The organism is Borreliella burgdorferi B31 (assembly GCF_000008685.2).
In the GTDB taxonomy this organism is placed as follows: domain Bacteria; phylum Spirochaetota; class Spirochaetia; order Borreliales; family Borreliaceae; genus Borreliella; species Borreliella burgdorferi.
In genome coordinates this window covers 661,521-688,393 of record NC_001318.1, presented here as the reverse complement: position 1 = coordinate 688,393, position 26,873 = coordinate 661,521, and the positions used below count along the sequence as shown (strand labels likewise).

The following is a 26,873-nucleotide window of genomic DNA, read 5'->3' as shown; positions in this document are numbered from 1 at the left end:
CTATGCATCAAAAAATACAAAATATACAAAACCAGTAAAAATTTTTATTATATAATGTAAATATTGACTAATCTTTAAATTATAAAGACAAAGAATTTATGTTTAGAAAACTAAAAAAATTGAAAACTTATATTATTATTATTTCAATAACTAAATTTTCAGAAGATAACCTGTTATTAATAATATCAAATATAAAATATTTGATTGAACACAAACAGCTAGCTTACAAAATACATTGGACATTTCCAATATACTTTTTTGAAATTCTAAGAGAACATGAGGAATTAAATAAATGGCTATTTGAAAGATTCAAAACCAATACAGATATATATATGCCTGGAACTTACAGTGGAAGCCCTCATGAATACATGCTACACGATGAAATACATTTAGATTTGTATTGGGCACTAAAAAATCCATTCAAAAGTGGATACAAAGACATATTTCAAAATACGCCTATTATGTTTTATATATACAACATAGAAAAGTTTAGAAAAAAGGTGACTGAGCTTTACAGAAAGCTTAATTTCAATTATACAGAAGGAATAAGGCAGAGTAAAAATAATAAAAATTATTTAATTTTTTATAAAAATAACTGCCAATATTTATATGAAGTACAAAAAATAGATTCTCCAAAAAGCAACGTAGAAACTCTTATTTATTTTTATGAGATCAAAGAAACTTATGATAATCAAGAACTAAAAAATTTTTTACTTTATTTAAAAGCCCTAGAAAACAACTTACACAGCATTAAAATACAAAATCTAGAAGGATCCAAACTTACCACCGAACTACTAGAGATTCCAAAATTTAACTCCCTTAAAGAGCAAGAGCCAATAATAAATTTTCAAAACAAAAGACTCAAAGATTATCAAATCAACGAAAAAAGCTTAAGAGAATTTTTAATAAATAAACACCAAGATGAAATCATTAAAAATTCAGAATCAATTGTGCCTAAAAATTTAGAATACAATATGGAAGGAAATTTCACGCTATCTCACGATCAATACAACATCAAATTCGAAAATGGAAAATTAAATAAAATAAAATTTAAAGATAAAAAAGTTGAATTTTTAAACACATCTAGAACCTATTTTAAAGTTTCATCAAAAAAAGAACTAATAAAAGAAGCATCTATTGAAAGTTCATTTTCATTCTCAAATGAAAAAATTTTAGGAATAAAACAATATTTAGCTTTTAACTCTGCCAAAAAATCAACAATTGATTTTTTTATAGATGAGACTATCTCTAGCTTCTTTATATCGATTAAAATAAAATGGCCTTCTAAAATAGATCTAGATAAAAAAACATTAAAAAAATGCAATCCTGATTATCTTCTTGAATATTCAGCTCTTGAAATACCTGTTTTTGAAATTACAAAAGGCACTAATTTAAAAATAACAGCAAAATACAGCGATCTTGATACTTATGAAAAAATAATAATAACTAAAAACAATCCCAAAGGCTACATTAATGGCACAGAATTTTTGATATCTAAAGGAAATGATAAAAACAGCAACTTTTTTATAAGCTTTTTAAATGTTGAAAAACATATCATTCATACAATTAATTATAAAATTGAAAAAATAAATTCTAAGAAATGGTTAATTTTAAATATAGGGGGTTCTTATAACACAGTTAAGATCCAAGATGTAATAAATTACTCTCAAACACTAAATTTAATGATACTACCATTAAATAATAATTTTGATAACAAAATAAAACTGAATTCAAAAATAAAAAATTTAATTTTTTATACTAATATAAAAAAATATGAAAATAAATAAATAATAAGTAGTAAAATATTAATAACTGGGTATAAAATTATCCTAAGAAGAACATAAAAAGTATTTAATCTTTAATTTAAACAAAAAAGGTATAATCATATGAACGACAACATAATAGACGTACATTCCGCATTGGAAAAAGTCGGCATTACAAACGATCCTGTATTATTGAAAAATTTAACATCAGAATTAGGAATGAAAGCATCTCATTCGAGAAACAGAATCATTTTATACATAGCATCAAACCCAAAAGAATACTTTACGGCAAAAGAAGTTTATAACAAACTTATAAAAGAAATTCCAAGCCTATCAAAAGCAACAGTATATAACACATTAAATATTCTAAAAGAAAGAAATATACTAAAAGATATAAAAACTACTGATCAAAAAGAAACAAAATTTTATCTAAGCTTGGCTTCCACAATAGCTCACTTTAAATGCAATAAATGCAATCAAGTCCACCCTATTCAACTTGACGATATTAAAGATATTTTGAAAGACAAACTTGGAGAAAACTGGGAAACAAAATCTATTGAAATCATTTACTCAGGGCATTGCAATAATTGCTACAAAAAAGATACCCATAATAACAATAATGTCCCAGATGAGAACAAGGAAATCACTTTATGAATATAAAAAATATCATTTTTATACTTATATTCTTATTACTCTTAATACTGGTTAGTCCGAGGATAAAATTTAAAAATGAATTTTCAAAAAAACTGATTCCTAAAAACATAGAAGAAATTGACAATTACTTATTAAAAGAAGAATTGCAATTTAATTTAGAAAGCAATACAAAAAAAGAAATAATCTGGTATAAAGAAAAAGCACAAAAAACAAATTATTCTGTGGTCTATATTCATGGATTTGGAGCATCAAAAAATGAAATTTATCCGGTTCCAAATAATATTGCAAAAGCTCTTAATGCAAATATTTTTTTTACAAGACTTAAAGGACACGGAATTAACAATAAAAATGCATTTCGGGGAATAACTACCCAAGATTGGCTGAGAGACATTGATGAGGCTATTAACATTGGCAAATTAATAGGTGATAAATTAGTATTAATTGGAACCTCTAATGGGGGCACTGCCAGCATCTGGGCCTTGGCAAACTATCCAAATGAAATAAACTCGGCGGTATTAATTTCTCCTAATATATTCCCTTATGACAAGAGAACAAATATCGTTTACTATCCTTGGGGGCGACAAATTGCATATCTTATAACAGGTGGCTACAATAAATTCGAAACAAAAGAGTATAAACGAAAAGAACACCCGACTATAAAAAGCCACTCTTCAAGAGTACAGCATGTAGACGCAATTATTGCAATGATGGGCCTTGTCACATTATTAAATTCATATAATTTCAACGAAATCAAAATACCTTTAATAATAACCCACACACCAAATGATCATACAGTAGACCCAATAAAAATAAACGAATTTATAAAAAATTATGGGGGTGAAAAAAAGGATATTCCCATCATACTTCTTGAAAATTCACACGCTCACTTACCTATTGGAAACCAAAGCTACAAAAGCGCCCAAAACACATCATACTTCACAAAGTATGTATTTGATTTCATAAACAAGATTAATAAGTAATAGCCTTAAGCTATTACTTATTAAAAAAATCAAGCCTCTAGCAATTCTTCTATTTCATTCTTAAGAACACTAACACCTGGTCCGTAAACTACCTGAACCCCATTGCCTTTAATAATTACTCCTTTAGAACCAGTTTTTTTTAAAATTTTTTCAGAAACTTTAAGAACATCCCTTACTGTAATTCTAAGCCTAGTTGCACAACAATCAAGCTCAACAATATTTGAAGCACCACCAAGCCCAATAATAACCTTAGTGGCATAATTTTCTTCAAATTCACTACTCTTAGAACTTGGAGAATCTTCAGAATTTAAATCTTGCGTTCTACCCGGAGTTTTAAAATCAAACTTATTTATTAAAAATATAAAAGTAAAGTAGTAAAGAAAAAACCAAACAATGCCTATAACTGGCACCAAAAGCCAATTAGTTCTTGAATTTCCCTGCAAAATGCCAAAAAGAATAAAATCGACAAACCCTCCAGAAAACGTTTGACCTATTGTAATTTGCAAAATATGCGCTAGCATGAAAGCAAATCCATCAAATGTAGCATGAACAACATAAAGAATAGGGGCTACAAAAAGAAAAGAAAATTCAAGAGGTTCTGTTATACCTGTTAAAAATGACGTTAGCGCTGAAGACATCAAAAGACCAAAAACTTTTGTTCTCTCCTCGCGCTTTGCAGTGTAATATAGAGCAAGTGCAGCTCCGGGCAAACCAAACATCATGGTAATAAATCGTCCACTCATAAAACGGCTAGTTCCGATAAAAAATCTATCTGTACCTTGGGCAGCAAGTTCTGCAAAGAAAATATTCTGAGTTCCTTCAATTAACTTTCCATCAATAATAACAGATCCCCCAAGGCCTGTTGTCCAAAATGGCAAATAAAATATATGATGAAGACCAAAAGGTCCAAGCATCCTTAAAAAAATCCCATAAATAAGTGTTCCAATATAACCGGTTGAATCTACTAAGCCCCCTACTTTATTAATTCCACTTTGTACAAATGGCCAAACAAGAAACATAATAACAGCAAGAAAAATACTAGAAAAAGAAACAATGATCGGAACAAATCTAGATCCAGAAAAAAATCCAAGAACCTTAGGTAAATCTACTTTGTTAAATCTAGAATGAAGATAATAAGTCAAAATACCAACTACAACCCCGCCAAAAACCCCCGTTTCTAAAGTCTTAATTCCAAGAACAAAACCCACAGCACCACTAGAGAAAGACTCCGCTCTGCCTGACACATCAATTAAAACTCCAATAGTAGCATTCATTACAAGGTAGCCAATAAATGCTGCGATTCCAGATGTGCCTTTATCTGATTTTGCAAGTCCAACAGCAATTCCAATAGAAAATATTGGCGCTAAATTTGAAAAAATAATAGAACCCGACGCACTCATTATTTTGAAAACTGATTGTAAGAAGAATATATTCAAAAAAGAATACGTCCTAACGGTTTCTGGATTAGAAAGAGAGCCTCCAATTCCTAAAAGCAGCCCCGCTGCTGGCAAAATAGCAATTGGAAGCATAAAAGAACGTCCAAATTTCTGAGCTTGTTCAAAACCCTTTAACATAAAACCCTCCTAAAATAAAAAATAAATTAACCCTTAAGTTTAAAATTATTTTTTAATCTGATTTATTTTTTCTACAAATTTTTTAGTAATCTCAGCGGGCCTTGTAATAGCACCCCCTACAACCACTAAATCAACCCCCATTTCAAAGCATTTTTGAGCTTTTAAAGGGGTGTCTATTTTTCCTTCCACTATTAAAGTAGATTTCAAATTAGAATTAAGCAAGGTTCTTAAAAAATTAAAATCATTGTCTGCAATATTCAAACCATTGGTATTTTTTGTATAGCCATACAAAGTTGTTCCAATAAAATCAAATCCCAATTTATCGGCATTAATAGCTTCATCTAAAGAAGAAATATCTGCCATCAAACACTGCTTTGGATATTTTTTTTTAATATTTTCAAAAAAATCATCAAGTAGCACGCCATCAGGCCTATTTCTAAAAGTGGCATCAAGGGCAATTATATCTACCCCCTCATTACAAAGCTCATCAATCTCTTTCATGGTAGGAGTAATAAATACGTCGCAATTATTATAATTTTTTTTAATAATACCTATTATTGGCAAATCAACTTCCAACTTAATCTGGCTAATATCATTAACTCCGTTGGCTCTTATTCCAATAGCTCCACCTATTTTGGCTGCCAAAGCCATCTTAGACATAATAAAACTACTATGTAAAGGCTCGTTCTCAAGAGCTTGACAAGATACTATTAACCCTCTTTTGATTTTTACAATAATAATCAAACCTCCTGTAAAATTTATTTTCTTAAAAAATATAAAAACTTAAATACAGATTATATTTTTTATTTAAAAAAAAACAATTCTTTTAAAGAAAACTAACATAAACTAAAAACAAAAACAATTTATCATTCAATACACATTAAGCTATAATTTAGGCATGGCAAATAAAATCAACTGGTTTCCTGGACATATGAAAAGGGCCTTAGATCTGATAAAGAATAATTTACAAAAAGCTAATATTGTGCTAGAAATACTTGATGCTAGAGCTCCATTTAGCAGTAAAAATCCATTAACTGAAAAAATTACTAAAAATCAAGCTAAAATAATTCTTCTACACAAATCAGATGTTGCTCAAATAAATGAAATTATAAAATGGAAAAAATATTTTGAAAATCTTGGCAATACTGTAATAATAAGCAATATTTACAAAAAAGGAATGCGTAAGCAGATAATAGATATTATTAAAAAATTGGCCATTGTTAAAAAGATAAAAAACTATAAAGAAAAAATAAAGGTTTTGATTATTGGAGTTCCAAATGTTGGAAAATCTTCAATAATAAATCTATTATCCGGCAAAAAGAGCGCAAAAGTTGCCAATAAACCTGGATATACTAAAAATATACAAATAGTAAAAATAAATGAAGAAATAAATCTTTTTGATATGCCAGGGATTTTATGGCATAATCTAGTAGACCAATCGATTGCAAAAAAACTTGCAATATTGGATATGATCAAAAATGAAATAGTAGATAACACAGATCTTGCATTGTATTTACTTGAAATAATGGATCAAAATAATAAAAATATTTTACTAAAAAAATACGAAATATATCATAAAAATTCACTTGATATTCTACAAAATTTTGCAAAAGCAAGAAAATTAATCGGTAAAAAAAATGAACTTAACCTTGAAAAAGCATCAAAAATATTAATCAAAGAATTTAGAGAGGGTAAATTTGGCAAAATAATTCTTGATAAGAATTATAATGCCTTTTAAAAAAGGCATTTACATAAATAATAATATTAAGTATAATCTTGATTTGTATTAATACAGCCATAAGGAGGTTGGAATTAGTTGGATAATTGTATCCTAGAGATTAAAAATCTAAGTCATTATTATGATAACAATGGAAACAAAACTTTAGATAACATAAATTTAAAAATTAAAAAAAATGAGTTTATCACACTACTAGGCCCATCCGGATGTGGAAAAACAACATTGATAAAAATATTGGGTGGTTTTTTAAGCCAAAAAAATGGAGAAATTTATTTCTTTTCTAAAGAAATATCTAAAACCAGTCCAAACAAAAGAGAAATTAATACTGTATTTCAAAATTATGCACTTTTCCCACATATGAATGTTTTTGACAATATTTCATTTGGACTTAGAATGAAAAAAACGCCAAAAGATATAATCAAAGAAAAAGTAAAAACATCGCTTTCGCTGATAGGAATGCCAAAATACGCATACAGAAATATTAACGAACTATCGGGGGGGCAAAAGCAAAGAGTTGCAATAGCAAGAGCAATGGTAATGGAACCTAAGCTTTTACTCCTAGATGAACCACTTTCCGCGCTTGATTTGAAAATGCGACAAGAGATGCAAAAAGAATTAAAAAAAATACAGCGTCAGCTTGGAATCACATTCATATATGTTACTCACGATCAAGAAGAGGCATTGACAATGAGTGACAGAATCGTTGTAATGAATGAAGGAATAATTCTGCAAATAGGAACACCTGAGGAAATTTACAATGAGCCTAAAACAAAGTTTGTAGCCGATTTTATTGGAGAAAGCAATATTTTTGATGGAACATATAAAAAAGAGCTGGTTGTAAGTTTGCTTGGTCATGAATTTGAATGCCTTGACAAAGGATTTGAAGCTGAAGAAGCAGTTGACCTTGTAATACGCCCAGAAGATGTAAAACTACTTCCAAAAGGAAAAGGACATTTAAGCGGAACTATAACATCAGCAATTTTTCAAGGAGTTCATTACGAAATGACTCTAGAAATCCAAAAAACAAATTGGATAGTTCAAAGCACAAGACTTACAAAAGTTGGAGAAGAAGTTGATATATTTTTAGAACCTGATGATATTCATGTTATGCATAAGGAATAATGGTTTTGAAAAAGTTGATATTAATCATATACTCCATATTCCTACTAACATTTAGTATTCTTCCCTTACTAATAATAATATTGCTTGGATTTTTAAATGAAAAAAACGAATTTACCATCTATAATTTCATTGGACTTTTAAATCCAAGCTATCTTAATATTTTTTCAAGAAGTCTAAAACTCGCAACAATAGCAACAATTTTTTGCATTTTAATAGGCTATCCTGCCGCTTGGCTAATTTCATTATCAAAAAAAAGTGCTCAAAACAAATTAATAATCATGATAATACTTCCTATGTGGATAAATACATTACTTAGAACTTATGCCTGGATGAGAATACTTGGAAAAAACGGATTCATCAACAACTTATTTGAAAAGATCGGAATTGGAACTTTAGATCTTCTTTATAATGAACAGGCTGTTACAATAGGCATGATATACAATTTTTTGCCTTTTATGATCTTGCCAATATACACGGGGCTTTTAAAAATTAAGCCAGAATATATTGAAGCATCACAAGATCTTGGAGCAAGAATGTGGCAAATATTACTTTATATAAAAATACCACTAACACTCTCTTACCTGGCAACAGGAATAATTATGGTATTTATTCCTTCAATTACGGTATTTATCATTTCAGATTTGCTAGGAGGCTCTAAACAAATTTTAATAGGAAATCTAATAAGCAAACAGTTTCTCTTTATAGAAGACTGGAATACTGGGGCTGCAATTTCATTTATTTTAATGTTAGTAATATTAATTTTTAATTTAATAATAATAAAATTAATGCGAAAAAATAATGGGGAGTAAAATATGTTTAGAGCCTTTAAAAACATTTTCTTATTTCTAATACTCAGCTTTATTTACCTTCCAATAATAATCTTAATAATTTATTCCTTTAACTCTGGTGACAGTGGATTTATATGGCAAGGATTTAGTCTAAAATGGTATAAAGAAATTTTTGCCTCAAGTCAAATCAAATCAGCAATATTTAACACCATTTTAATAGCCATAATCTCATCTTTGACTTCTGTTGTTATTGGAATTATTGGTGCTTATGCAATTTATAAATCAGAAAACAAAAAATTAAAAACAATACTATTATCAGTAAATAAAATAACAATAATTAATCCTGACATTGTAACAGGAATAAGCTTAATGACATTTTATTCTGCAATAAAAATGCAATTGGGATTTTCTACAATGCTAATATCACATATAATTTTTTCAACACCATACGTAGTAATAATAATTTTACCCAAATTATATTCTCTTCCCAAAAATATTATTGATGCTGCCAAAGATCTTGGAGCCTCAGAAATTCAAATATTCTTCAATATAATTTATCCGGAAATCGCAGGAAGCATAGCAACTGGGGCCCTTATTGCCTTTACATTATCAATAGATGATTTTTTGATATCATTTTTCACCACTGGACAGGGATTTAATAATTTATCTATCCTAATAAACTCGCTAACAAAAAGAGGCATCAAACCCGTAATAAATGCTATTTCTGCAATATTGTTTTTTACAATATTGAGCCTTTTGTTTATTATTAATAAATTTATAGGAATTAAAAAATTGACAACAGATGCTGAGCTTTAAAATGAAAAAAAGGAGTACTTATGAAAAAAATTTTTATATTAATAGTAATTCTTACAACTTTTGCTTGCACTAACAAAGACACAATAACTTTAAACGTATTTAATTGGGCAGAATATATTGACAAAACTTTATTAGATCAATTTGAAAAGGAAAACAATATAAAAATTAATTATGAAATCTTTCACAATAATGAAGAAATGATGGCTAAATTTAACAACACAAAGAATTACTACGATATAATAGTCCCATCAGAATATTTAATCCAAGAATTAATCGATGAAGGCAAAATTGAAAAATTAGACTACTCAAAATTGCCAAATGTAACAAAAAATATTACCCAAAATCTTACAAACTTGGAACATGATCCTGGCAATCTTTATTCAGTGCCAGCCTACTGGGGATTAATGGGCATACTTTACAATAAAACTAAAATAGATTTAAATGACATGCAAGGTTTTGACATATTATTTAATAAAAAATATAAAAAAGAGATTACAATGCTAGATTCCCCTAAAGACAATATTGGGGTTGCTTTAAAAAAACTTGGATACTCAATAAATGAGCATGATACAGATAAAATTAAAGAAGCTGGGGAACTTTTAAAAATCCAAAATCCACTATTAATCGGATATTTTTCAGATGTGCCTGCAAAATCATTAATGCTAAATGGAGAAGCATCTATTCAACTCACATGGAGCGGCGAAGCACAAAGCGCTATGCTAAAAGACAAAAATTTAGATTTTTATGCACCTGAAAACACCAATCTATGGATAGACGCATTTGTAATTCCTATTGATGCTCCAAATAAAAACTTGGCTTACAAATTCATAAACTTTTTATACGAGAATGAACCATCTTATAAAAATTTCAAAGAAACTAGATATAATTCTCCAAACAAAAACGTAATAAAAAGAATAGAAGAAGAGGCAAAAAATAACCCCGAAATGAAATTATATTTAGAAGAAAAATTTTTACCAAAAGATTTTTCCAAATTTGAAATTTTTAAAAAAATACCTAAAAAAATAAAAGAAGAAATCCTTAAAATATATTTAAATCTGTCTTCTTAAATATTTAAATTCAAAAAAAACTTAAAAGCTTTTAAAATTTAAAGCTTTTAAGTTTTGTGACTATTTTTAAAAAAGACTTAAATATTAACTTAATATCAAGTCCAATTATAGACAAAGCAATCAATAAGATCAAAAATCCTTGATAAATTAAAAATGGAAAAATGTCAAAAGGAGAAAGCTTGCCTTTTGTAAAATCTACAAGAGCTATAACATGCATACTATGGGGCAAAATACTTAAAAAAAAGCACGAAGACATACAAAGTAAAGCCGCAATACGCTTTGAGTTTAAATTATTTTCCTTAGTTATTGATCTTACAACAGAACCACTCATTAAAATAGCAAGCCCATTATTTGCAAGAAACATGGTCAAAATGCCAACTAAGACAACAATGACAAATTCCGAAGTTCTTTTAGACTTTGACATTTTTTGCAATTTTAAGAGCAACCAATCAAACCCCCCATACTTAATTGTCATATAAGAAATTCCACCAGTAGAAATAACAAGAATAAACATTTCCCCTAGGCCTAAAAATCCTTCATTGATTTTTTTAGCCAGCAATAAAAAAGTAATATCTGAATAATAAATTCCAATAATACCAGCAACAACAATGCCTAAAAACAAGGCTAAAAATACATCAAAGCCTGAGATTGCAAAAACCATAACAAAAATATACGGAATAATTTTGAAAAAATTTATCTCACCAGGCTCAATAATAAAACTATCGACCTTGCAATAATAAGAACCTAAAAATGCAAAAGCAATGCTTGCTAAAATTGCTGCTGGAAACGTATAAAAAGCTCCATTTTTGAAAACATCAACAATATTAACCTTTTGAGTATGACTTGAAATAATAGGAGTATCTGATATCAAAGACATGTTGTCCCCAAATGCACCAGCGCTAAGAATAGCACCAGCAATCAATGGAAGGGGGATGTTTACCTTATCTGCGAGCTCCAAAGCAATAGGAGCAACAGCAACAATAGTCCCCATAAAACTTCCAGTGGAAAAAGACAAAAAAAGAGTAATTAAAAAAATGCCACATACTATTAAATTCAATGGAACATATTTAAGACCAATATTTACTACAGCATCAACACTTCCTATTTCTTTACAAACAGCAGAAAAAGCACCGGATAACATAAATATTAAAGATATAAAAATAACATCTTGCTGAGCGCATCCCTCAATGAATTTATTCATTTTTGCTAAAAAAGATCCTCTAAAAATAATAAATGTCAAAACAATAGCAATAAACATAGCAACTACGGGAGGCATTTGATAAAATGCCCTTTCTACACCATTAAAATAAAGAACGAGTCCTGTGCCAATATAAATCCCTATAAAAAGAAAAAAAGGCATAAGCCCCCAAAAATTTGGAACCACATTAGTTTCTCTTTCTAATTTCAAATCTCTTTCCAATTTTAACCCTCCTAAATCATATAATTAAGAACAATTTATTCTAAATAAAATCAAAAAAATTAAACAATGCAAATCTTAAAATTTTTAAAATTTTTATTTTTTTAAAAAAAATAAAAAAACTTTTTTTATATCAAGGCCCAAAATAGATAAAATAACAAAAAACAATAAAAATCCAAAATAAACTAAAAATGGCAAAATACTAATTGGCGACACAAGTCCATTTGAAAAATTCACTAAAATAATCATTTGCGCACCATAAGGAATAATGCCTTGAAAAATACAAGAGAACATATCTAAAATAGAAGCACTTCTTTGAACACTGATGTTATTTTCAAAAGCTATCTTTTTTGCTACTTTGCCGCAAATAAGTATGGCAATTGTGTTATTAGCAAGAAAAACATCAACTATTGAAACAAAAGCCCCAATAGAAAATTCCGCTGAACTTTTTCCTCTAATCAAGGATTTTAATTTAATAAGTAGCCATTTAAAGCCTCCATTATGAATCACGGCAAAAGAAACTCCCCCTGTTAAAATTGAAAGAAAAATCAAATCCGCCATATTTAAAAACCCTTTATTAATGTTTTTCATTACATCTAGAAAGTATAAATTACCATACAAAACGCTAATAAGACATATAGAAAGAATACCTAAAAAAAGAACTATAAAAACATTCATTCCAGCTAAAGAGAAAAATATAATCATTAAATAAGGCACAGTTTTCACTAAATCTATTGAACTTTCGTGTAAAAAGTTTGTGGCATTGGACAAATTTTCAGAAAGAAAGAAAAAAGAAAAAAAAGTTAGTATGGCGGATGGAAAAGCATAAAAACTGCTACTAATAAAAACATCTAAGATGCTACTACCTTGAGTTCGACTAGAAACAATAGTTGTATCTGATATTAAAGAAAGATTATCTCCAAACATAGCTCCACACATTACAGATGCTGCTATTAAATTCGGATTAATGCCGCTTTTAACAGCAATATTAAAAGCAATAGGAGCAATTGCAACGATAGATCCAACAGAAGTGCCGGCAGAAAAAGAAAGAAAGCAGGTTACAAAAAATATACCAGAAACAATCCAATTAGGATTAATATATTTAATTCCCAAATTTGCTACAGTTTCAACGCAGCCTATTTCTTTACAAAGAGAAGAGAAAGCTCCCGAAAGCATAAAAATAAGACACATTAGTATAATATCGTACTGAGCTGCTCCTTTAATAAATATGTGAATTTTGTCGGAAAATTTTCCTTTAAATACCAAAAAACAAACAATGGAAGCAAAAAACATTGCAACACTAGCCGGCAGTTGATAAAAGGCCATTTCTACACCAATAACTCCCAAATAAATCCCCGTGCCTAAATAGATAATAATAAAAACAAAAAAAGGAATAAGCCCAAAAAAATTTGGCTGCCCTCTTACTTCAATATTTTCCATATACATCCTTTAAATATAAGCATTGTTTTTATAAAAAAATTACTTATATCTTTTAATCATAACGCAAATTATTAATCGATGCATAAATTTGCAATCAAATCAAGAATAAAAATCCTTAAAACTCTTAGCTAGATTAAAATAATAGAACACAGAGTTGGGGTTGGGGGCTCAAGTATTAAAAAGGGATAGGAATAAATTATATAAAAATTCTATCTCATTTATCTATTTAAAAAATATCTTTTAAAAAACTAGAAAATTAAATTTTACGCCAAAAATGATCTTTTTCTAAAATAGAGTCTATCTCTTTTGGTCCTTCAGAGCCATAAAAATAATTACAAATTTCAATATCTGCCCATTTATTTGCAATATCTGAAACAAATTCCCAAGAACTTTCAATCTCATCACTTGTCGCATATAAAGTACCATCTCCTAAAAAAGCGTCTAACAATAAACGCTCATAAGCCTCATCAAACAATCTTTTAAATGCTCCGTGATATGAAAACTCCATATTAGCAGTTTGAATTTCATAATTATATCCGGGCTTCTTGGTATTGAATTTGATTTCAATTCCATCCCTTGGCTGAATTCTAAATATCAAAGCATTAGAAAAATCAACAGAACTATTGTTAAAAAGAGTAAAGCTCGGTTTTTTAAATTGAATATATATTTCTGAAAATTTCCTAGCAAGACCTTTCCCAGTTCTAAGATAAAAAGGAACCCCAGACCAACGCCAATTATTAATAAACACTTTCATAGCTAAATAAGTTTCGGTATTTGAATTTCCCAAAAATTCTGTTTCATCTTTATAGCCTTTTTTAAAAACCCCTTGAACTTGTGAGCCTATATATTGACCCTTAACAATGTAATTCTTAATATCTTCTTTGCTAATTTTCCTCAAACTTTTTAAAACTTTTACTTTTTCATCATGAATAAACTCAGAATCAAATTTAATAGGAGACTCCATTGCAACAAGGCTTAACAATTGTAAAATATGATTTTGAACCATATCCTTCAAAGCGCCAACAGAATCGTAATACTCTACTCTTCCATCAAGACCTAATTCTTCTGCTACCGTAATCTGAACAAAATCTACATAACGATTATTCCAAATATTTTCAAAAATAGAATTGCCGAATCTAAATGTAAAAATATTTTGAACCGTTTCTTTACCCAAATAGTGATCTATTCTATAAATTTGATCTTCTTTAAAAGCAGAATAAAGCAAACTATTTAATTTTTTTGCTGTCTCAAGACTAGAGCCAAAAGGCTTCTCAAGAACTATTTTTGACAAAGTCAATTTTTCGCTTAAAAAATACTTTTTCAAATGATTAATTATAGGTCCATAAAATGCAGGAGACGTCGAAAGATAATATATCGTTTCTCGACTTCTATCTAAAAATTTAAATAAATTTTTATAAGACTCCTTTTCATTAAAATCGCCAAATACATAAACAAAAAAATTTAAAAAAATCTCAATCAACGAATCGGTCTCTTCCTGCCATAAAGAATCTTTAATATACAATCTAAATTCTTTATCTGTAAAAATCTTACGAGAAAAACCAATAACCCTAAAATTGCTAATACATTTATTTTTAAATAAATTAAAAAGTGAAGGAATAAGCTTTTTTCTAGACAAATTCCCGGTAACCCCAAAAATTACAATATCAAAATTAGAAACACTTCTTTCTTTCATAGAATTTAGTCCAATCTGGTCAATTTATTATATATCACAAAAAACATATTCATAAAGATTAGCAGACAAAAATTAAGCTCAAATTAAATATCATTTTTTTATAAACAAAACTAGTATATAATAAGGAGAATGAAAAATCTATCACTATTTACAGATTTTTATGAAATTTCAATGATGAACGCTTATTTTACAAAAGGAATTAATCCTAAAGCAAAATTTGAAGTGTTTTTTAGAAAAACACCCTTTAAAAATGGCTATATTGTTTTAGCTGGAATGCATACATTGATTAATGAATTAAAAAATATTCGTTTTGGAGAAAATGAACTTAAATATTTAAAAAGCTTTAATATATTAGATAAACAATTTTTAAACTTTCTAAGAGAATTCAAACTAAACGTAAAAATAAGCTCAATAGAAGAGGGTCGAATAGTTTTCCCCCAAGCACCAGTAGTTGTGATTGAAGGACACTTAATAGAATTATTATTAATAGAAGGGTTAGTGTTAAATATAATAAACTTCGAAAGTTTGATAGCAACAAAAACCGCTAGAATAAAAGAATCTGGTGCAAAAATTTTAGCAGAACTTGGGCTAAGAAGAGCTCAAGGAATAAATGGAGCACTTTCTGCCAGCAAAGCCGCCTACATAGGGGGAGCAGATTTCACAAGCAATATGCTTGCTGGATATAAATACAATATACCAGTTACAGGAACAATGGCTCATAGTTGGATAATGAGCTTTGAAACCGAAGAGCAAGCATTCAGAGAATATGCAAAAACATATCCAAACAAAGTAAGTTTGCTAATCGATACTTACGACACGCTTAACAGTGGATTAAAAAATGCCATTAAAATATTCAAAGAATTAAAACATGAAGAAAAAAATAATTTTTCAATAAGAATTGACAGTGGAGATCTTGAATATTTAAGTAAAGCAGCAAGAAAAGAATTAAACCGAAATGGATTAAATCATGTAAAAATTATTGCATCTAATGAGCTTGACGAAAATATTATCATGTACTTAAATTCAATAAATGCTCCAATTGATATTTGGGGCGTTGGAACAAATTTAGTTACAGCAAAAGGAGATCCAAGCCTTTCAGGAGTATATAAAATGATCTCTATAGAAAAAAATGGAAAATTTATACCAAAAATAAAAATATCAAATAACGCAGAAAAATCCACATTACCTGACCAAAAAGAAGTTGCAAGAATCTATTTAAATGACCAAATGATCCTTGATTTTATATTTTTAAAAGAAGAAAAAGATAAAATCAAAGATCATCTGAATTCAAGAAAAGAATTTACCGTTTTTCATCCAATACAAGATAACATTTTCAAAATCATCAAACAATATGACGATTTTGAATTTCTAACGCACACTGTCTTAGAAAATGGAAAACTTCGCAAAGGCTACGAGTCTAGCTTAACCAATATTAGAAATAAAACCAAACTCGACTTAAGCAAACTTGAACATACGTACAAAAGAATAATTAATCCCCACATATATAAAGTAAGTATCAGTAAAAACTTAAGAAAGTTAAAAAACAAACTCACAAAAGATATCAAAAACAATTAATATATGTATATATATAAAACTAACAAAGTAAATAAAATTTATAATAAAATTAAAGAACTAACTCAAAAAGACAATATTTTTAAAAAAGAAACACTCATCATAGTAAAAAATGATCTCTTAAGAGAAGAAATTAAAAAAACCATAGCAAAACTAAATGGGATTTCTTATAATCTAAATATTAAAAAAAATGCCGCAAAAAGCATATATGAAATTTCTTTTAAAAATCCCAATATAAAAAAATACATAGAAGAGAATACTTTTTCATTTTACTTGGAAACAGAAAAATTTATTTTATACAACATATTGAAAACTGAAAAACTAAAATACATAAAAGATTTCAAATCCACAAAGAATAGGTACTTTTTTGCATCAAAAATAATAGATTTATTCCACCATTATTACTCAAAATTTTCAAAATTAATTGAAACTTGGGAAGATAATGGATTTTTATTCCAAGAAGAAAATTTAAAACCCTACGAAAATATGCAAAAAGAACTATTTAAAAAGCTCTTTGAAAAACAAAAAAATATTTTAAACTTACATAAAAAAATAATTCAGGAAAAACCAACAAAAAAAATAGAAATTGAAATTAAAAAAATAATATTTATTGGCAACAACAGAGAGATTGAGAAAAAAATTCTCAACTCTTTAGAAAAAATTTTTGATTTTGAAGTGCATGTGTTAATTTTTGAAGATTTACTAAACTATGAATCTACTCTTGTTAAAGAATTGTTGTTAACAAAAACAAAAATCAACCCAATAAAATATCAAGCTTTAGAAAAAGTAGATATTGAATTATTTAAAGGTGAAAATTTTTTAACAAGCATTAAAAATAATATCATAGCAAAAACTCCAATTTCAACATTAGACGATAGCTTTAAAATAATAGAAGCTAAAAATCAAAAACGTGAAGTAGAAATTTTGACAAATCAAATAGTACACTCAATGCAAAAAAATAACCTAAAATTAAGCGACATAGCAATAACTTGTTTGCAAGAAAAATTTAATGAATATTTGCCATATATAGAAGAATGTCTAAATAAATATGAAATCGAATATAGCGTTCTATGTTATAACAATTTGTCAAGAGGAGAAAGTATAATAGCTTTAAAAAGGCTAATGGATCTTTTCGTATCAAAAAACGGAACAATTAGTAATTTTAGCAGAAAAGAAGTATTTGACCTACTAAGTAACAACAAAGTAATGAAAAAATTTAATATATCAACATCTGAATTAAACTATTTAATAGAATTTAGCGATACGATGAACATTAGTTTTGGTGCAAACAAAACTCACAAAGAAAATCTAAACTATGATCAAAACTTTTTAAACTCATGGGAAGATGGATTTAATCGATTTTTAATGTCTGAAATATTTGACGAAAAATACGAAGAGGAAACCCAAAAAGAAAGCACAAGATTTCAAGATCAAGAGTCAATAATGAAACTTATAACAATAGTAAAAAGTTTGTATGAAGATATAAACTATTTTAAAAATAAAGCATACAAAGTATATGAATGGGCAGAAATCATAGAAATTTTTATTCAAAAATATATTGATCTTGAAGATTTTAATACAACCGATGAATATTTACAAAATAAGATAAAATCCTTTAAAAATTTCCCCAAAGATTTAAATGACAATCTTTACAAAAACTATTTAAAAGAAATTAATGAAATAAAAATTGAATTTTATCTTTTTAAGATTATGCTTGAAGAAAGTCTTGAAAAAGAAAAATACGGAGTAATGTATAAAAAAAATGGGATATTGATTGCCAATTACAAAGAAATAGAATATCTTCAAAAAAAAGAAATTCATTTTTTGGGATTTCAAAAATTCAACTCTAAGATAAATTATGATAATATGAATTTATTAAATGAATACTATGAACATGAGAATACTGAAAAAGAGGAAATAACGGCTCTTTTTAATTTGATTTTTGCAACATCAGAAAAATTTTATCTTTACTGCTCCTTTCAAGACAACTTAAGCCCAGAAATTAATACATCAAAAACAATAAACAAAATACTTGAACACATACAAAAGTATGAAAAAAATTTTCAAATAGAAAAGCATCCAAATGAAAACCACGACCCAGTATATTTTAAAGATGCAAAAGAAAATTATTTAATAAACTATGATCCAGAAGCCTATAATATCGCAAAAATACTACAAAATTCTAAACCAATTGGATTCAAGCAAAATAAAATTAAACTAGAAAGCCCAATTAAGCTAAATTTATACGAATTAAAAAACGCCCTTTCCAATCCTTACAAGCACTTTTACGAAAAAACTTTAAACGTTAAAATACAAGACATAAGATTGGAAAATGAAATCAAAGAAAAACAAGAAGAACAAATTTTCAGTGTTATTGAAATTATTTACAGACTTATAAAAAATTCAACACTACTGCATGAATACATAATGGGGAAAAAAGATGATGTAAGAAAAGCAATAGAAATTATTAAAAACCACATTAGATATGAAATACAACAAGGAAGCATTCCTTTCAACATAGATCAAAAAACGACTGTAAATGAAATCTTAAAAAAAATAAATAAATTAAAATATAATGCTGCTGAAAGCTTAAAAAAGCTTTCAGCAATGACAAAAAGCAAAATTAAATTTTGCAAAAAAATAAAACTAAATTTTCAAAATAAAAATATAGAATTTGAATTAAAAAAAGATATCGAGAATGTATATAAGGTCGAAAACAATTATTTTTATTTAAATTTTGTAAAAAAAGACTATTGCAGTATCCCAGATAAAATAAAAAATGAAATAGATTTATATATAACAGGACTGCTAATAAAAAAAGAAATACAAAACTTCAATTCATTAACAGAAGTAAAAATTGATCTTGAAAGCTTAACTGCAAAAAACAACTATTTGCTATCATCACAAAGAAATAATAATTGATGACATTGAAAATATGCTTATGCAATTTGCATACATATCAAGCTATCCAACTCCAATTTACCAAAGCTTGATAATTAAAATTTTAACAAAAATAAATCAAAATAATTTTTCAAATTGTTTTAAGAATTTAATAAAAATGCAGATAAAAAATCCTTCCAAAGCTTATTTCACAAGCAAAGCACACGAGAGATTTTTAAAAACTAGCGAAATAACACTCTGCGATTACTATAACAGATTTAAAGACACTCATGATTTCAAGTTAGACAAAAATTTATTAATATTGATAGAAAAATTTTACATTAAATTCGTAAGGACAAAAAATTAAAATTCATGAACAAAATCCTAGAAAAAATTCAAAATAACACAACAATATTAATAGAAGCATCGGCGGGCACCGGAAAAACTCACATACTGGAAAATGTGGTTATAAATTTAATAAAAACCAAGCTATACTCCATAAATGAAATCTTGGTATTAACTTTTACAAAAAAAGCCACAGAAGAAATGCACACAAGAATACTAAAAGTAATAGAAAATGCTTATTCTAACTCAAAAACAAATGAAATCTTAAAAGAAGCTTATGAGCAATCAAAAAAACTCTTTATATCAACAATCAATAAATTTGCATTACATGCCTTAAATAATTTTCAAATTGAAACAGAAAATTACTCCAAATATAAACCTAAAGAAAAATTTTCAAAAGAAATAGATGAAATAGTTTATGACTTTTTAAGAAAATCAGATAGCTTGATTCAAGCTCTTGATATTAAAGACTACGAACTTAAAGTGTTTAAATCTGATGCTAAAAAAACAGAAGAGATTGTTTTAAAAATAAAAAAAGCTTACGAAAGAGATACGACTCAAGAGCTTGGAGATTGGCTTAAAACCCAAACGGCTTTTGAAAACATTCTTCTTAAAAAGGAAGAGCTGATCAAAGATTACAACAAAATAATAGAAGACTTAGATAAAATGACAAAAGATGAAATATTAAGTTTTTATAATAAACATATTCAAACTGGCAAACTTGAAATAGAATACTCTAAAGAAAACGACATATTCAAAATAGCAGAAACATTATTAAAAAATAAATTTTTTTCAACTCTAATAGAAAAAGAAACTAAAAAAAATTCTAAATTATCGCCTAAAGAACTTAAGATTAAAAATGATTTAATCTGTTTGGGAATTAATATTAAACATGAAAAATATAAATCAGAAGACAATAGAAATAAAAATAGAAACAATTTAAAGCAATATGTCATTTTAAAAGTTGAATACAAAATACTAAAATATATAGAAAAAGAACTAAAGAAAACTATTAAATCAACAAACACAATAGATCAAAATTACATAATTTCAAATTTAAAAAATTACTTAAAATCAGAAGACAAAAAGCTTCTAAATGCAATCAAAAATCGGTACAAAATCATTTTAATTGATGAAGCGCAAGATTTAAGCCTAATACAAATTGAGATATTTAAAATATTAAAAACAGCAGGAATAAAATTGATATTCATAGCCGATCCAAAACAGATAATATATTCCTTTAGAAAAGCAGACATTTCATTTTATAACAAAGAAATAAAAAATAAAATCAATACAGACGCTAGAATTGTACTAAAAATAAATCACAGATCAAGTAAAAAACTCATAGGGCCTTTAAATAAAATTTTTAATAATATATACAATAATGCAATAGCCGATGAAATTGAAAAAATTGATTTTACCAATTCACTTCCAAATCAAAAAAACGACAATAATAAAATTGTCATCAACGGACAAGAAATAGAAGGAATCAATATAATAACCACAAATACAGAAAGCGAAGAAGACATTTACCAAAAAACAGCATTAACAATAAAATATTTGCTTGCATATGGAAAAATTGCTGAGAACAATAAAATTAGAAATATTAAAATGCAAGACATTAAAGTACTTTGCAGAGGAAAAAATGAAATCAATTTAATAGATAAAGCATTAAAAAAAGAGCAAATCCAAACAAACAAAACTCAAGAAAAATTTTTAAAAACCAAAGAATTTAGCGAAATTTTTTATATTATTAAGTGCTTAGACCGAAAGCAAAGTTTTAAAACTCTAAATTATATTCTAAGCAGCAAAATATTAAATGTGCCGTGGAATTTACAAAGAATTTTAATCAAACAAGACAAAATTTGCCTTATAGAAGAATTTATTGAAAATATAATAGTTTTGCTTGAAAAAAATGAAATAACATTAATAAATGCAATTAACAAAATTACATTCGAAAAAAACCTGTGGATCAAAATTGCAAATATCACCAAAGATCAAAAAATTATTGAATGGGCAAAAAATAAAATAAATTACAAAGGTCTTCTTATTAAAGAAGGTAAGCTTGAAAATTTAAAAACCTATGAAACAACACTTGAGATCATCTCTAAAATATATCATAAAGAACAAAACATACAATCTCTAATCTCTACTTTAGAAAGCCTAATAATAAACGAAGAACCTGAAGAAATAGAAGAAAAAATAAATAATATAAATAATGATAATGAATCTATAGAACTCATGACAATACACAAATCAAAAGGGCTTGGCATGAATATTGTATTCTTACTAAATACAACTCCAATAGAAAATAGCAATTTTTTTTCAAAAAAAAATCAATTTTACAAATTTTATCAAGACGGAAAAATTGAATATGATTTTTTTAAATTGGAAGAAAATAAAAAATACGCAAGACTAAAAATACTAAGCGAAGAAAAAAATATATTTTATGTGGGAGCAACAAGAGCTAAATTTGCTCTTTTTATTATAAAAATAAATAGCATAACTAGCAAATTACTAGAAATAGCAAAAATTTTTACTATCGATGATATTAAACATGACTTTAACATACATGAATTTATTGGCCAAAAGAGATTCAATAAAAAAAAATACAATACAAATGTAAATACAAAATTAATTCCGCCAAAACCAATAATTAAAAACATGTTTAAAAAAGAATATACATCTAGTTTTTCAAGTTTAACAGCGCAAGCTCATCATAAAGAATTTTACGAAAACTATGATTTTAAAAATATTAACTACGAAAAAGAAACAGAACTTGATTATGAGCCTGGATTAGAAGAGACTCTGCCCAAAGGAAAAGACATCGGAAACATTTTACATGCAGCAATGGAGGAAATAATCTTTAGCACAGCAAAAGATACATTTGATAATTTTAAAAAAAATAACATTGAAATTATTGAAAAACAAATACAAAAAATTAACTCAAATCTCAATACAATAGAAATACAAAATTCATTAGCTAAAATGATTTATAATATACTAACTTATAATATAAGAGCAATTAATACTCGTCTGTGTGATATTGAAGAATTACAAAAAGAAATGGAATTTTTAATAAAAATAAATCCTGAATTTCAAAAACAAAAATATCTTTTTGACAAACACTTTGAAGATCTTCACATAAAACTAAGTGATGGATATTTAAAGGGAATAGTAGATCTTATATTTAAAGCTAATAATAAAATATATATCCTAGATTACAAAACAAACTATCTTGGAAAAAATAAGGAAGATTATAATATAACAAATTTAGAAAATACGATAAAAAAAGAATATTATGATTTGCAATATAAAATATATGCCCTTGGAATAAAAAAAATATTATTTAAAAACAAAAAAGAATATAATCAAAAATTTGGTGGAATAATATATCTTTTTACAAGAGCATTTGAAGACAATATTGAATGCTTAAAATCAAAATTTGAAAATGGTATTTATTTTAATCTTCCAAAATTTAACGACGTGGATTTAGATAAAATCATCTTAGAGTTAGGCATTAAAAGACACTTATGAGAGATTTTTTAGTATTAAGAGAATTTTTAAAAGATAAAAACAAAAAATTCTTAACCCCCGAGCTTAAACTTTATGAAATAATTGAACTTTTAAATATCAATAAAAAAAATTGTTATAAAGCACAAACACTTGCAAGATCCACAAACAATGAAAATATTGTAATATTTTTAATATTTTTATTTAACTACTTTGATAAAGGCCATTTAAGAGCTGACATAAATCTATTAGCAAAAGATATTCAAAATACAATAATATTCACAAAAGACAACCTAGAAAAAACCAATAAAAGTTACAACAAATTAATAAAAATACTAAAAGGGCTAGAAACATTTGGAAATCTAGAAACTATTAAGAATATAGTTTTACTTTTAAAGAAAAACAACATACTAATGGAATTTAACAAGCTTAAAATTACAACTCCCCTAATCCTGGAAAACAATATTTACATTTATACTCAAAAAAACTACAGAGAAGAAGAAGAATTAATAAAACAAATTATAAAAAGATTAGAAAACCATAAAAGCGAATTAAATGACAATAAAATACAAAATATAATATCAAATTTAAATACCAATAATTTAAATAAAGAGCAAATTACATCAGTGAGAAAGGCATTAAAAAGCAACTTCTTTCTATTAAGCGGAGGCCCGGGAACAGGCAAAACAACAACTGTTAACTATATCTTAAAAGCAATTAATAAAACATTAAACAATAAAAAAAAAGGATTAGTAGCCATTACAGCACCTACAGGAAAAGCTAGCCTAAGGCTGCAAACAAGTATCGACTATTCATTCAAAAATTTAGAAATAGAATGTAATACAATCCAAAAACTATTGGGAATCAAATTCATAAACAAAAAAAATCTATATGATGAAGAAAATCAATTAAATTTTGACGTAATAATAATTGACGAAGCTTCAATGGTAGATGCACATACTTTTTTAAAACTACTGAAAGCAACTCCAATAACCACTAAGTTAATAATGGTAGGAGATAAAAATCAACTCCCGTCAGTAAACGAAGGAAATGTATATTCAAGTCTTTTGGGAATACAAAAAATAAATAGCGATAATGTAGAAGATCTTAAAGAAAATTTCAGAAGCAACAAAGAAATAAATTTACTCTCAAAGGCAATATACAAAGAAGATAGTACTTTGATTTGCAAATACATTAATAATAATAAAAATATTCAACTGAAAGAAATAGAAAAAATAAACTTAAAAAAAGATCTAATAGAATATACAAACAATTTATACAGAAAAATACCCACTTTTAATCTTAAATTACTAAAAGAATCAAAAATTGAAACAATACTTGAAACTTTACTTGAAAATATAATTTTAAGTTCAAAAAATTTTGGCAAATTTGGAACTAAAACACTAAATGAAATAATAAAAACTTACCTGAAAAAGACCTATGGAAGCTTTATTGGCCAAATAATAATGATAACTAAAACTGACTATAAAAATAAATTATTTAATGGAGAACGGGGTGTTATTTTTAATGAAAATTCTAAATTTTATGCTTTATTCCAAAGAAAAGATGAAAAATATAAAAAAATAAATTTAGATTTACTAACAAATTATGAATTCAGCTTTGCCACAACAATACATAAAAGCCAAGGATCTGAATACAAACATATAAAAGTAATATTAGAAAATAACCCTTTTTTGACAAAAGAACTTATGTATACTGCAATAACAAGAGCCAAGGATAGCTTAGAAATAATTTCTAACAAAGAGACTATTATTAAGTTAAGCAAAAAATCTAGCAAAAGAGATTCAAAAATACTAGAACACGTAAACTCATTTAAAGAAATTGACAAATAAATTAAAAACTACTATAATCTTTTTAAAAGAATGGCTTTGGGGGCGTAGTTCAGGTGGTTAGAACGCCTGCCTGTCACGCAGGAGGTCGCGGGTTCGAGACCCGTCGCTCCCGATGATGAATTTTACATTTTATTGTGTCAGCAGCTTTTCTTAGAGAATCTATTGATGCTCTAGCAAATTTTTAATAAAAAAATTACAAATCTTTAATTTAAAGGTTATAATTTAAATAATTAAAAAAAAAATCTATAAGGAGAATGTAAAATGAATCTACAAAAATATCTATTTTTAACTGCTTTACTATTAATTTCAACATCTGTTTTCGCACAAACCAACACAATAGCAAAAGAAAATGTAATTCCAAATGGGAACTTAAGCCAATTTGGAGTAGAAGAGATCTGCCCAATATGCGGATATGTTAACTGTATTTGCGATGAACAAAGTACAGAAATCGCTGCAAAAGTCTCTCAATCAAATACAACAGGCTTTTTTACAAGCATGGCTATACTTGCATTGCTAGTAATTACAGGATTAGCTCTAGCAAAAAAGAAATTATATAAATCAAAATTAAAAATTTAAGCAAACTAAATACTGTAGCTTTTAAAAGCTACAGTAAAGTTTCAAAATCAATCCTTCAGCTCTATTTAAAATATTAAGAAGTGTAAATATCCTCAACCCTAATCTGACAAAGCATCTTTTTAACATCTTGAAATTCACAAAGATTGCCTTTTAATGCCGTAGCTGTACCAGCTGCAACACCAAATTTAAATGAATCCTCTAAAGTACTTCCATTATCAAAAGCATATACAAACCCGGCAATCACAGAGTCTCCTGCTCCAATGGTGCTAACAAAATTAATCTTAGGAACAAAGGCCCTAAAAGCAACATTTTTGCCGCCAATAAAAATAGCTCCGTCACTTCCCATGGAAATTATAATGTTTTGAACCCCACTTTCTACAAGATTTTTTCCGATTTTAATCAATTCTTTTGTAGAATCAAATTTAGCATTAAAAAGATCTTCAAGTTCATAAATATTAGGCTTTATTAAAAAGGGATTTAATCTAAGAATTTTTCGCAAAGGTTTGCCACTGGTATCAATGATAAGCTTAACATCATTAGAAATGCTATTAGCTATTTCATTGTATGCATCCTCACCAAGAGCTGCGGGAACACTTCCTGACATCACTAATGTACTATTATTTGCTAAATTTTTAAGTTTATTTTTCAAAAGTTCAAATTCATTCTCAGAAATATCTGGAGAATTGGCATTAATTTCTGTTTCTCTGCCATTTGCTATCATTTTAATATTTAATCTTGTATCATATTTTATTTTAATAAAATCGTTTTTTATGCCCCTAGAATCAAGAGAAAATCTTATATAATCACCCGTAAAACCTCCCAAAAATCCCAAAGCCGTACTAGGTTTTCCTAAATTTTTAAGAACGGTGCTTACATTTATTCCCTTACCGCCAGCAAAAAAATTGTTATTTAAAGCATAATTAAGACTTTCTTCCTGAAATTCTTTTAAAACTATTTTATAATCCACAGAAGGATTGAGTGTTAGAGTATATATCAAGATAATCTCCTTTGATTTATAAAATCAATTAAATAAATAGTAAAATTTAATAAATGTATATACACTATATAATATATAAAGGTGA

General features: G+C 27.1%; 18 protein-coding genes, 1 tRNA gene and 1 pseudogene. 14 read left to right on the top strand and 6 right to left on the bottom strand.

Annotated elements, in window-relative coordinates:
- Window positions 1-98 precede the first annotated feature (98 nt).
- The 3 genes from BB_RS03285 to BB_RS03275 all read left to right on the top strand — a co-directional run bounded on the left by BB_RS03285 (window position 99) and on the right by BB_RS03275 (window position 3,397).
- Complete coding sequence (locus BB_RS03285) at window positions 99-1,787, top strand: hypothetical protein (protein WP_002656740.1); 1,689 nt, start codon at window positions 99-101, stop codon at window positions 1,785-1,787.
- A 99-nt stretch (window positions 1,788-1,886) separates the two neighbouring features.
- The gene (gene bosR, locus BB_RS03280; RefSeq protein WP_002557234.1) at window positions 1,887-2,417 is read left to right on the top strand and encodes an oxidative stress transcriptional regulator BosR; all 531 of its coding nucleotides are present in this window, start codon (window positions 1,887-1,889) and stop codon (window positions 2,415-2,417) included.
- Window positions 2,414-3,397, top strand: coding sequence for a lipase (locus BB_RS03275; RefSeq protein WP_002660364.1), 984 nt, complete (start codon window positions 2,414-2,416; stop codon window positions 3,395-3,397). Before bosR ends, BB_RS03275 begins: the two co-directional genes overlap by 4 nt.
- Before the next feature lie 29 nt (window positions 3,398-3,426).
- Here the strand turns inward: BB_RS03275 and BB_RS03270 are convergent, their stop codons facing one another.
- On the bottom strand, window positions 3,427-4,971 hold the full coding sequence (locus tag BB_RS03270; protein ID WP_010254518.1) for a maltose/glucose-specific PTS transporter subunit IIC: 1,545 nt from the start codon (window positions 4,969-4,971) through the stop codon (window positions 3,427-3,429).
- Between the two features lie 45 nt (window positions 4,972-5,016).
- Window positions 5,017-5,715 carry an N-acetylmannosamine-6-phosphate 2-epimerase gene (locus BB_RS03265; RefSeq protein ID WP_002557231.1) on the bottom strand — a complete coding sequence of 233 codons (699 nt, stop codon included), beginning with the start codon at window positions 5,713-5,715 and terminating at the stop codon, window positions 5,017-5,019.
- A gap of 154 nt (window positions 5,716-5,869) precedes the next feature.
- Here BB_RS03265 and ylqF point away from each other — a divergent pair, with 154 nt between their 5' ends.
- From ylqF to BB_RS03240, 5 genes are all read left to right on the top strand, one after another.
- Window positions 5,870-6,709 carry a ribosome biogenesis GTPase YlqF gene (gene ylqF / locus BB_RS03260; protein ID WP_002656555.1) on the top strand — a complete coding sequence of 280 codons (840 nt, stop codon included), beginning with the start codon at window positions 5,870-5,872 and terminating at the stop codon, window positions 6,707-6,709.
- A gap of 78 nt (window positions 6,710-6,787) precedes the next feature.
- Window positions 6,788-7,831, top strand: coding sequence for an ABC transporter ATP-binding protein (locus BB_RS03255; RefSeq protein ID WP_002557229.1), 1,044 nt, complete (start codon window positions 6,788-6,790; stop codon window positions 7,829-7,831).
- Between the two features lie 5 nt (window positions 7,832-7,836).
- Window positions 7,837-8,640: an ABC transporter permease gene (locus BB_RS03250; protein ID WP_002657355.1), complete on the top strand. Its 804-nt coding sequence runs from the start codon at window positions 7,837-7,839 to the stop codon at window positions 8,638-8,640.
- Between the two features lie 3 nt (window positions 8,641-8,643).
- Window positions 8,644-9,435 (top strand): ABC transporter permease, encoded by a 792-nt coding sequence (locus tag BB_RS03245; protein ID WP_010889788.1) that lies wholly within the window; start codon window positions 8,644-8,646, stop codon window positions 9,433-9,435.
- Between the two features lie 20 nt (window positions 9,436-9,455).
- On the top strand, window positions 9,456-10,502 hold the full coding sequence (locus BB_RS03240; protein WP_002657068.1) for an ABC transporter substrate-binding protein: 1,047 nt from the start codon (window positions 9,456-9,458) through the stop codon (window positions 10,500-10,502).
- Window positions 10,503-10,533: 31 nt separating this feature from the next.
- Here BB_RS03240 and BB_RS03235 read toward each other — a convergent pair whose 3' ends face one another.
- The 3 genes from BB_RS03235 to zwf form a co-directional block, all read right to left on the bottom strand.
- On the bottom strand, window positions 10,534-11,922 hold the full coding sequence (locus BB_RS03235; RefSeq protein WP_002557225.1) for a Na+/H+ antiporter NhaC family protein: 1,389 nt from the start codon (window positions 11,920-11,922) through the stop codon (window positions 10,534-10,536).
- A 93-nt stretch (window positions 11,923-12,015) separates the two neighbouring features.
- Entirely contained in the window at window positions 12,016-13,359 is a 1,344-nt protein-coding gene (locus BB_RS03230; RefSeq protein ID WP_002661671.1) for a Na+/H+ antiporter NhaC family protein, read from the bottom strand.
- A gap of 256 nt (window positions 13,360-13,615) precedes the next feature.
- Window positions 13,616-15,052, bottom strand: coding sequence for a glucose-6-phosphate dehydrogenase (gene zwf, locus BB_RS03225; protein WP_002656376.1), 1,437 nt, complete (start codon window positions 15,050-15,052; stop codon window positions 13,616-13,618).
- Window positions 15,053-15,181: 129 nt separating this feature from the next.
- Between zwf and pncB the strand changes: the two genes are divergently transcribed.
- The 6 genes and pseudogenes from pncB to BB_RS03195 all read left to right on the top strand — a co-directional run bounded on the left by pncB (window position 15,182) and on the right by BB_RS03195 (window position 25,791).
- Window positions 15,182-16,627: a nicotinate phosphoribosyltransferase gene (gene pncB, locus BB_RS03220; protein WP_020948779.1), complete on the top strand. Its 1,446-nt coding sequence runs from the start codon at window positions 15,182-15,184 to the stop codon at window positions 16,625-16,627.
- A gap of 3 nt (window positions 16,628-16,630) precedes the next feature.
- Window positions 16,631-19,871, top strand: a pseudogene (locus BB_RS03215) (PD-(D/E)XK nuclease family protein).
- Window positions 19,872-19,876: 5 nt separating this feature from the next.
- Window positions 19,877-23,386, top strand: a complete 3,510-nt coding sequence (recB, locus tag BB_RS03210; RefSeq protein ID WP_010889786.1) for an exodeoxyribonuclease V subunit beta — start codon at window positions 19,877-19,879, stop codon at window positions 23,384-23,386.
- Window positions 23,383-25,215, top strand: a complete 1,833-nt coding sequence (gene recD, locus BB_RS03205) for an exodeoxyribonuclease V subunit alpha (RefSeq protein WP_002661535.1) — start codon at window positions 23,383-23,385, stop codon at window positions 25,213-25,215. Before recB ends, recD begins: the two co-directional genes overlap by 4 nt.
- 38 nt (window positions 25,216-25,253) lie before the next feature.
- Window positions 25,254-25,327 (top strand) — tRNA-Asp (locus BB_RS03200).
- 149 nt (window positions 25,328-25,476) lie between these two features.
- The gene (locus BB_RS03195; RefSeq protein WP_010889785.1) at window positions 25,477-25,791 is read left to right on the top strand and encodes a hypothetical protein; all 315 of its coding nucleotides are present in this window, start codon (window positions 25,477-25,479) and stop codon (window positions 25,789-25,791) included.
- 73 nt (window positions 25,792-25,864) lie between these two features.
- Here BB_RS03195 and pfkB read toward each other — a convergent pair whose 3' ends face one another.
- Window positions 25,865-26,788, bottom strand: a complete 924-nt coding sequence (pfkB, locus tag BB_RS03190) for a 1-phosphofructokinase (RefSeq protein ID WP_010889784.1) — start codon at window positions 26,786-26,788, stop codon at window positions 25,865-25,867.
- Between the last annotated feature and the right edge of the window lie 85 nt (window positions 26,789-26,873).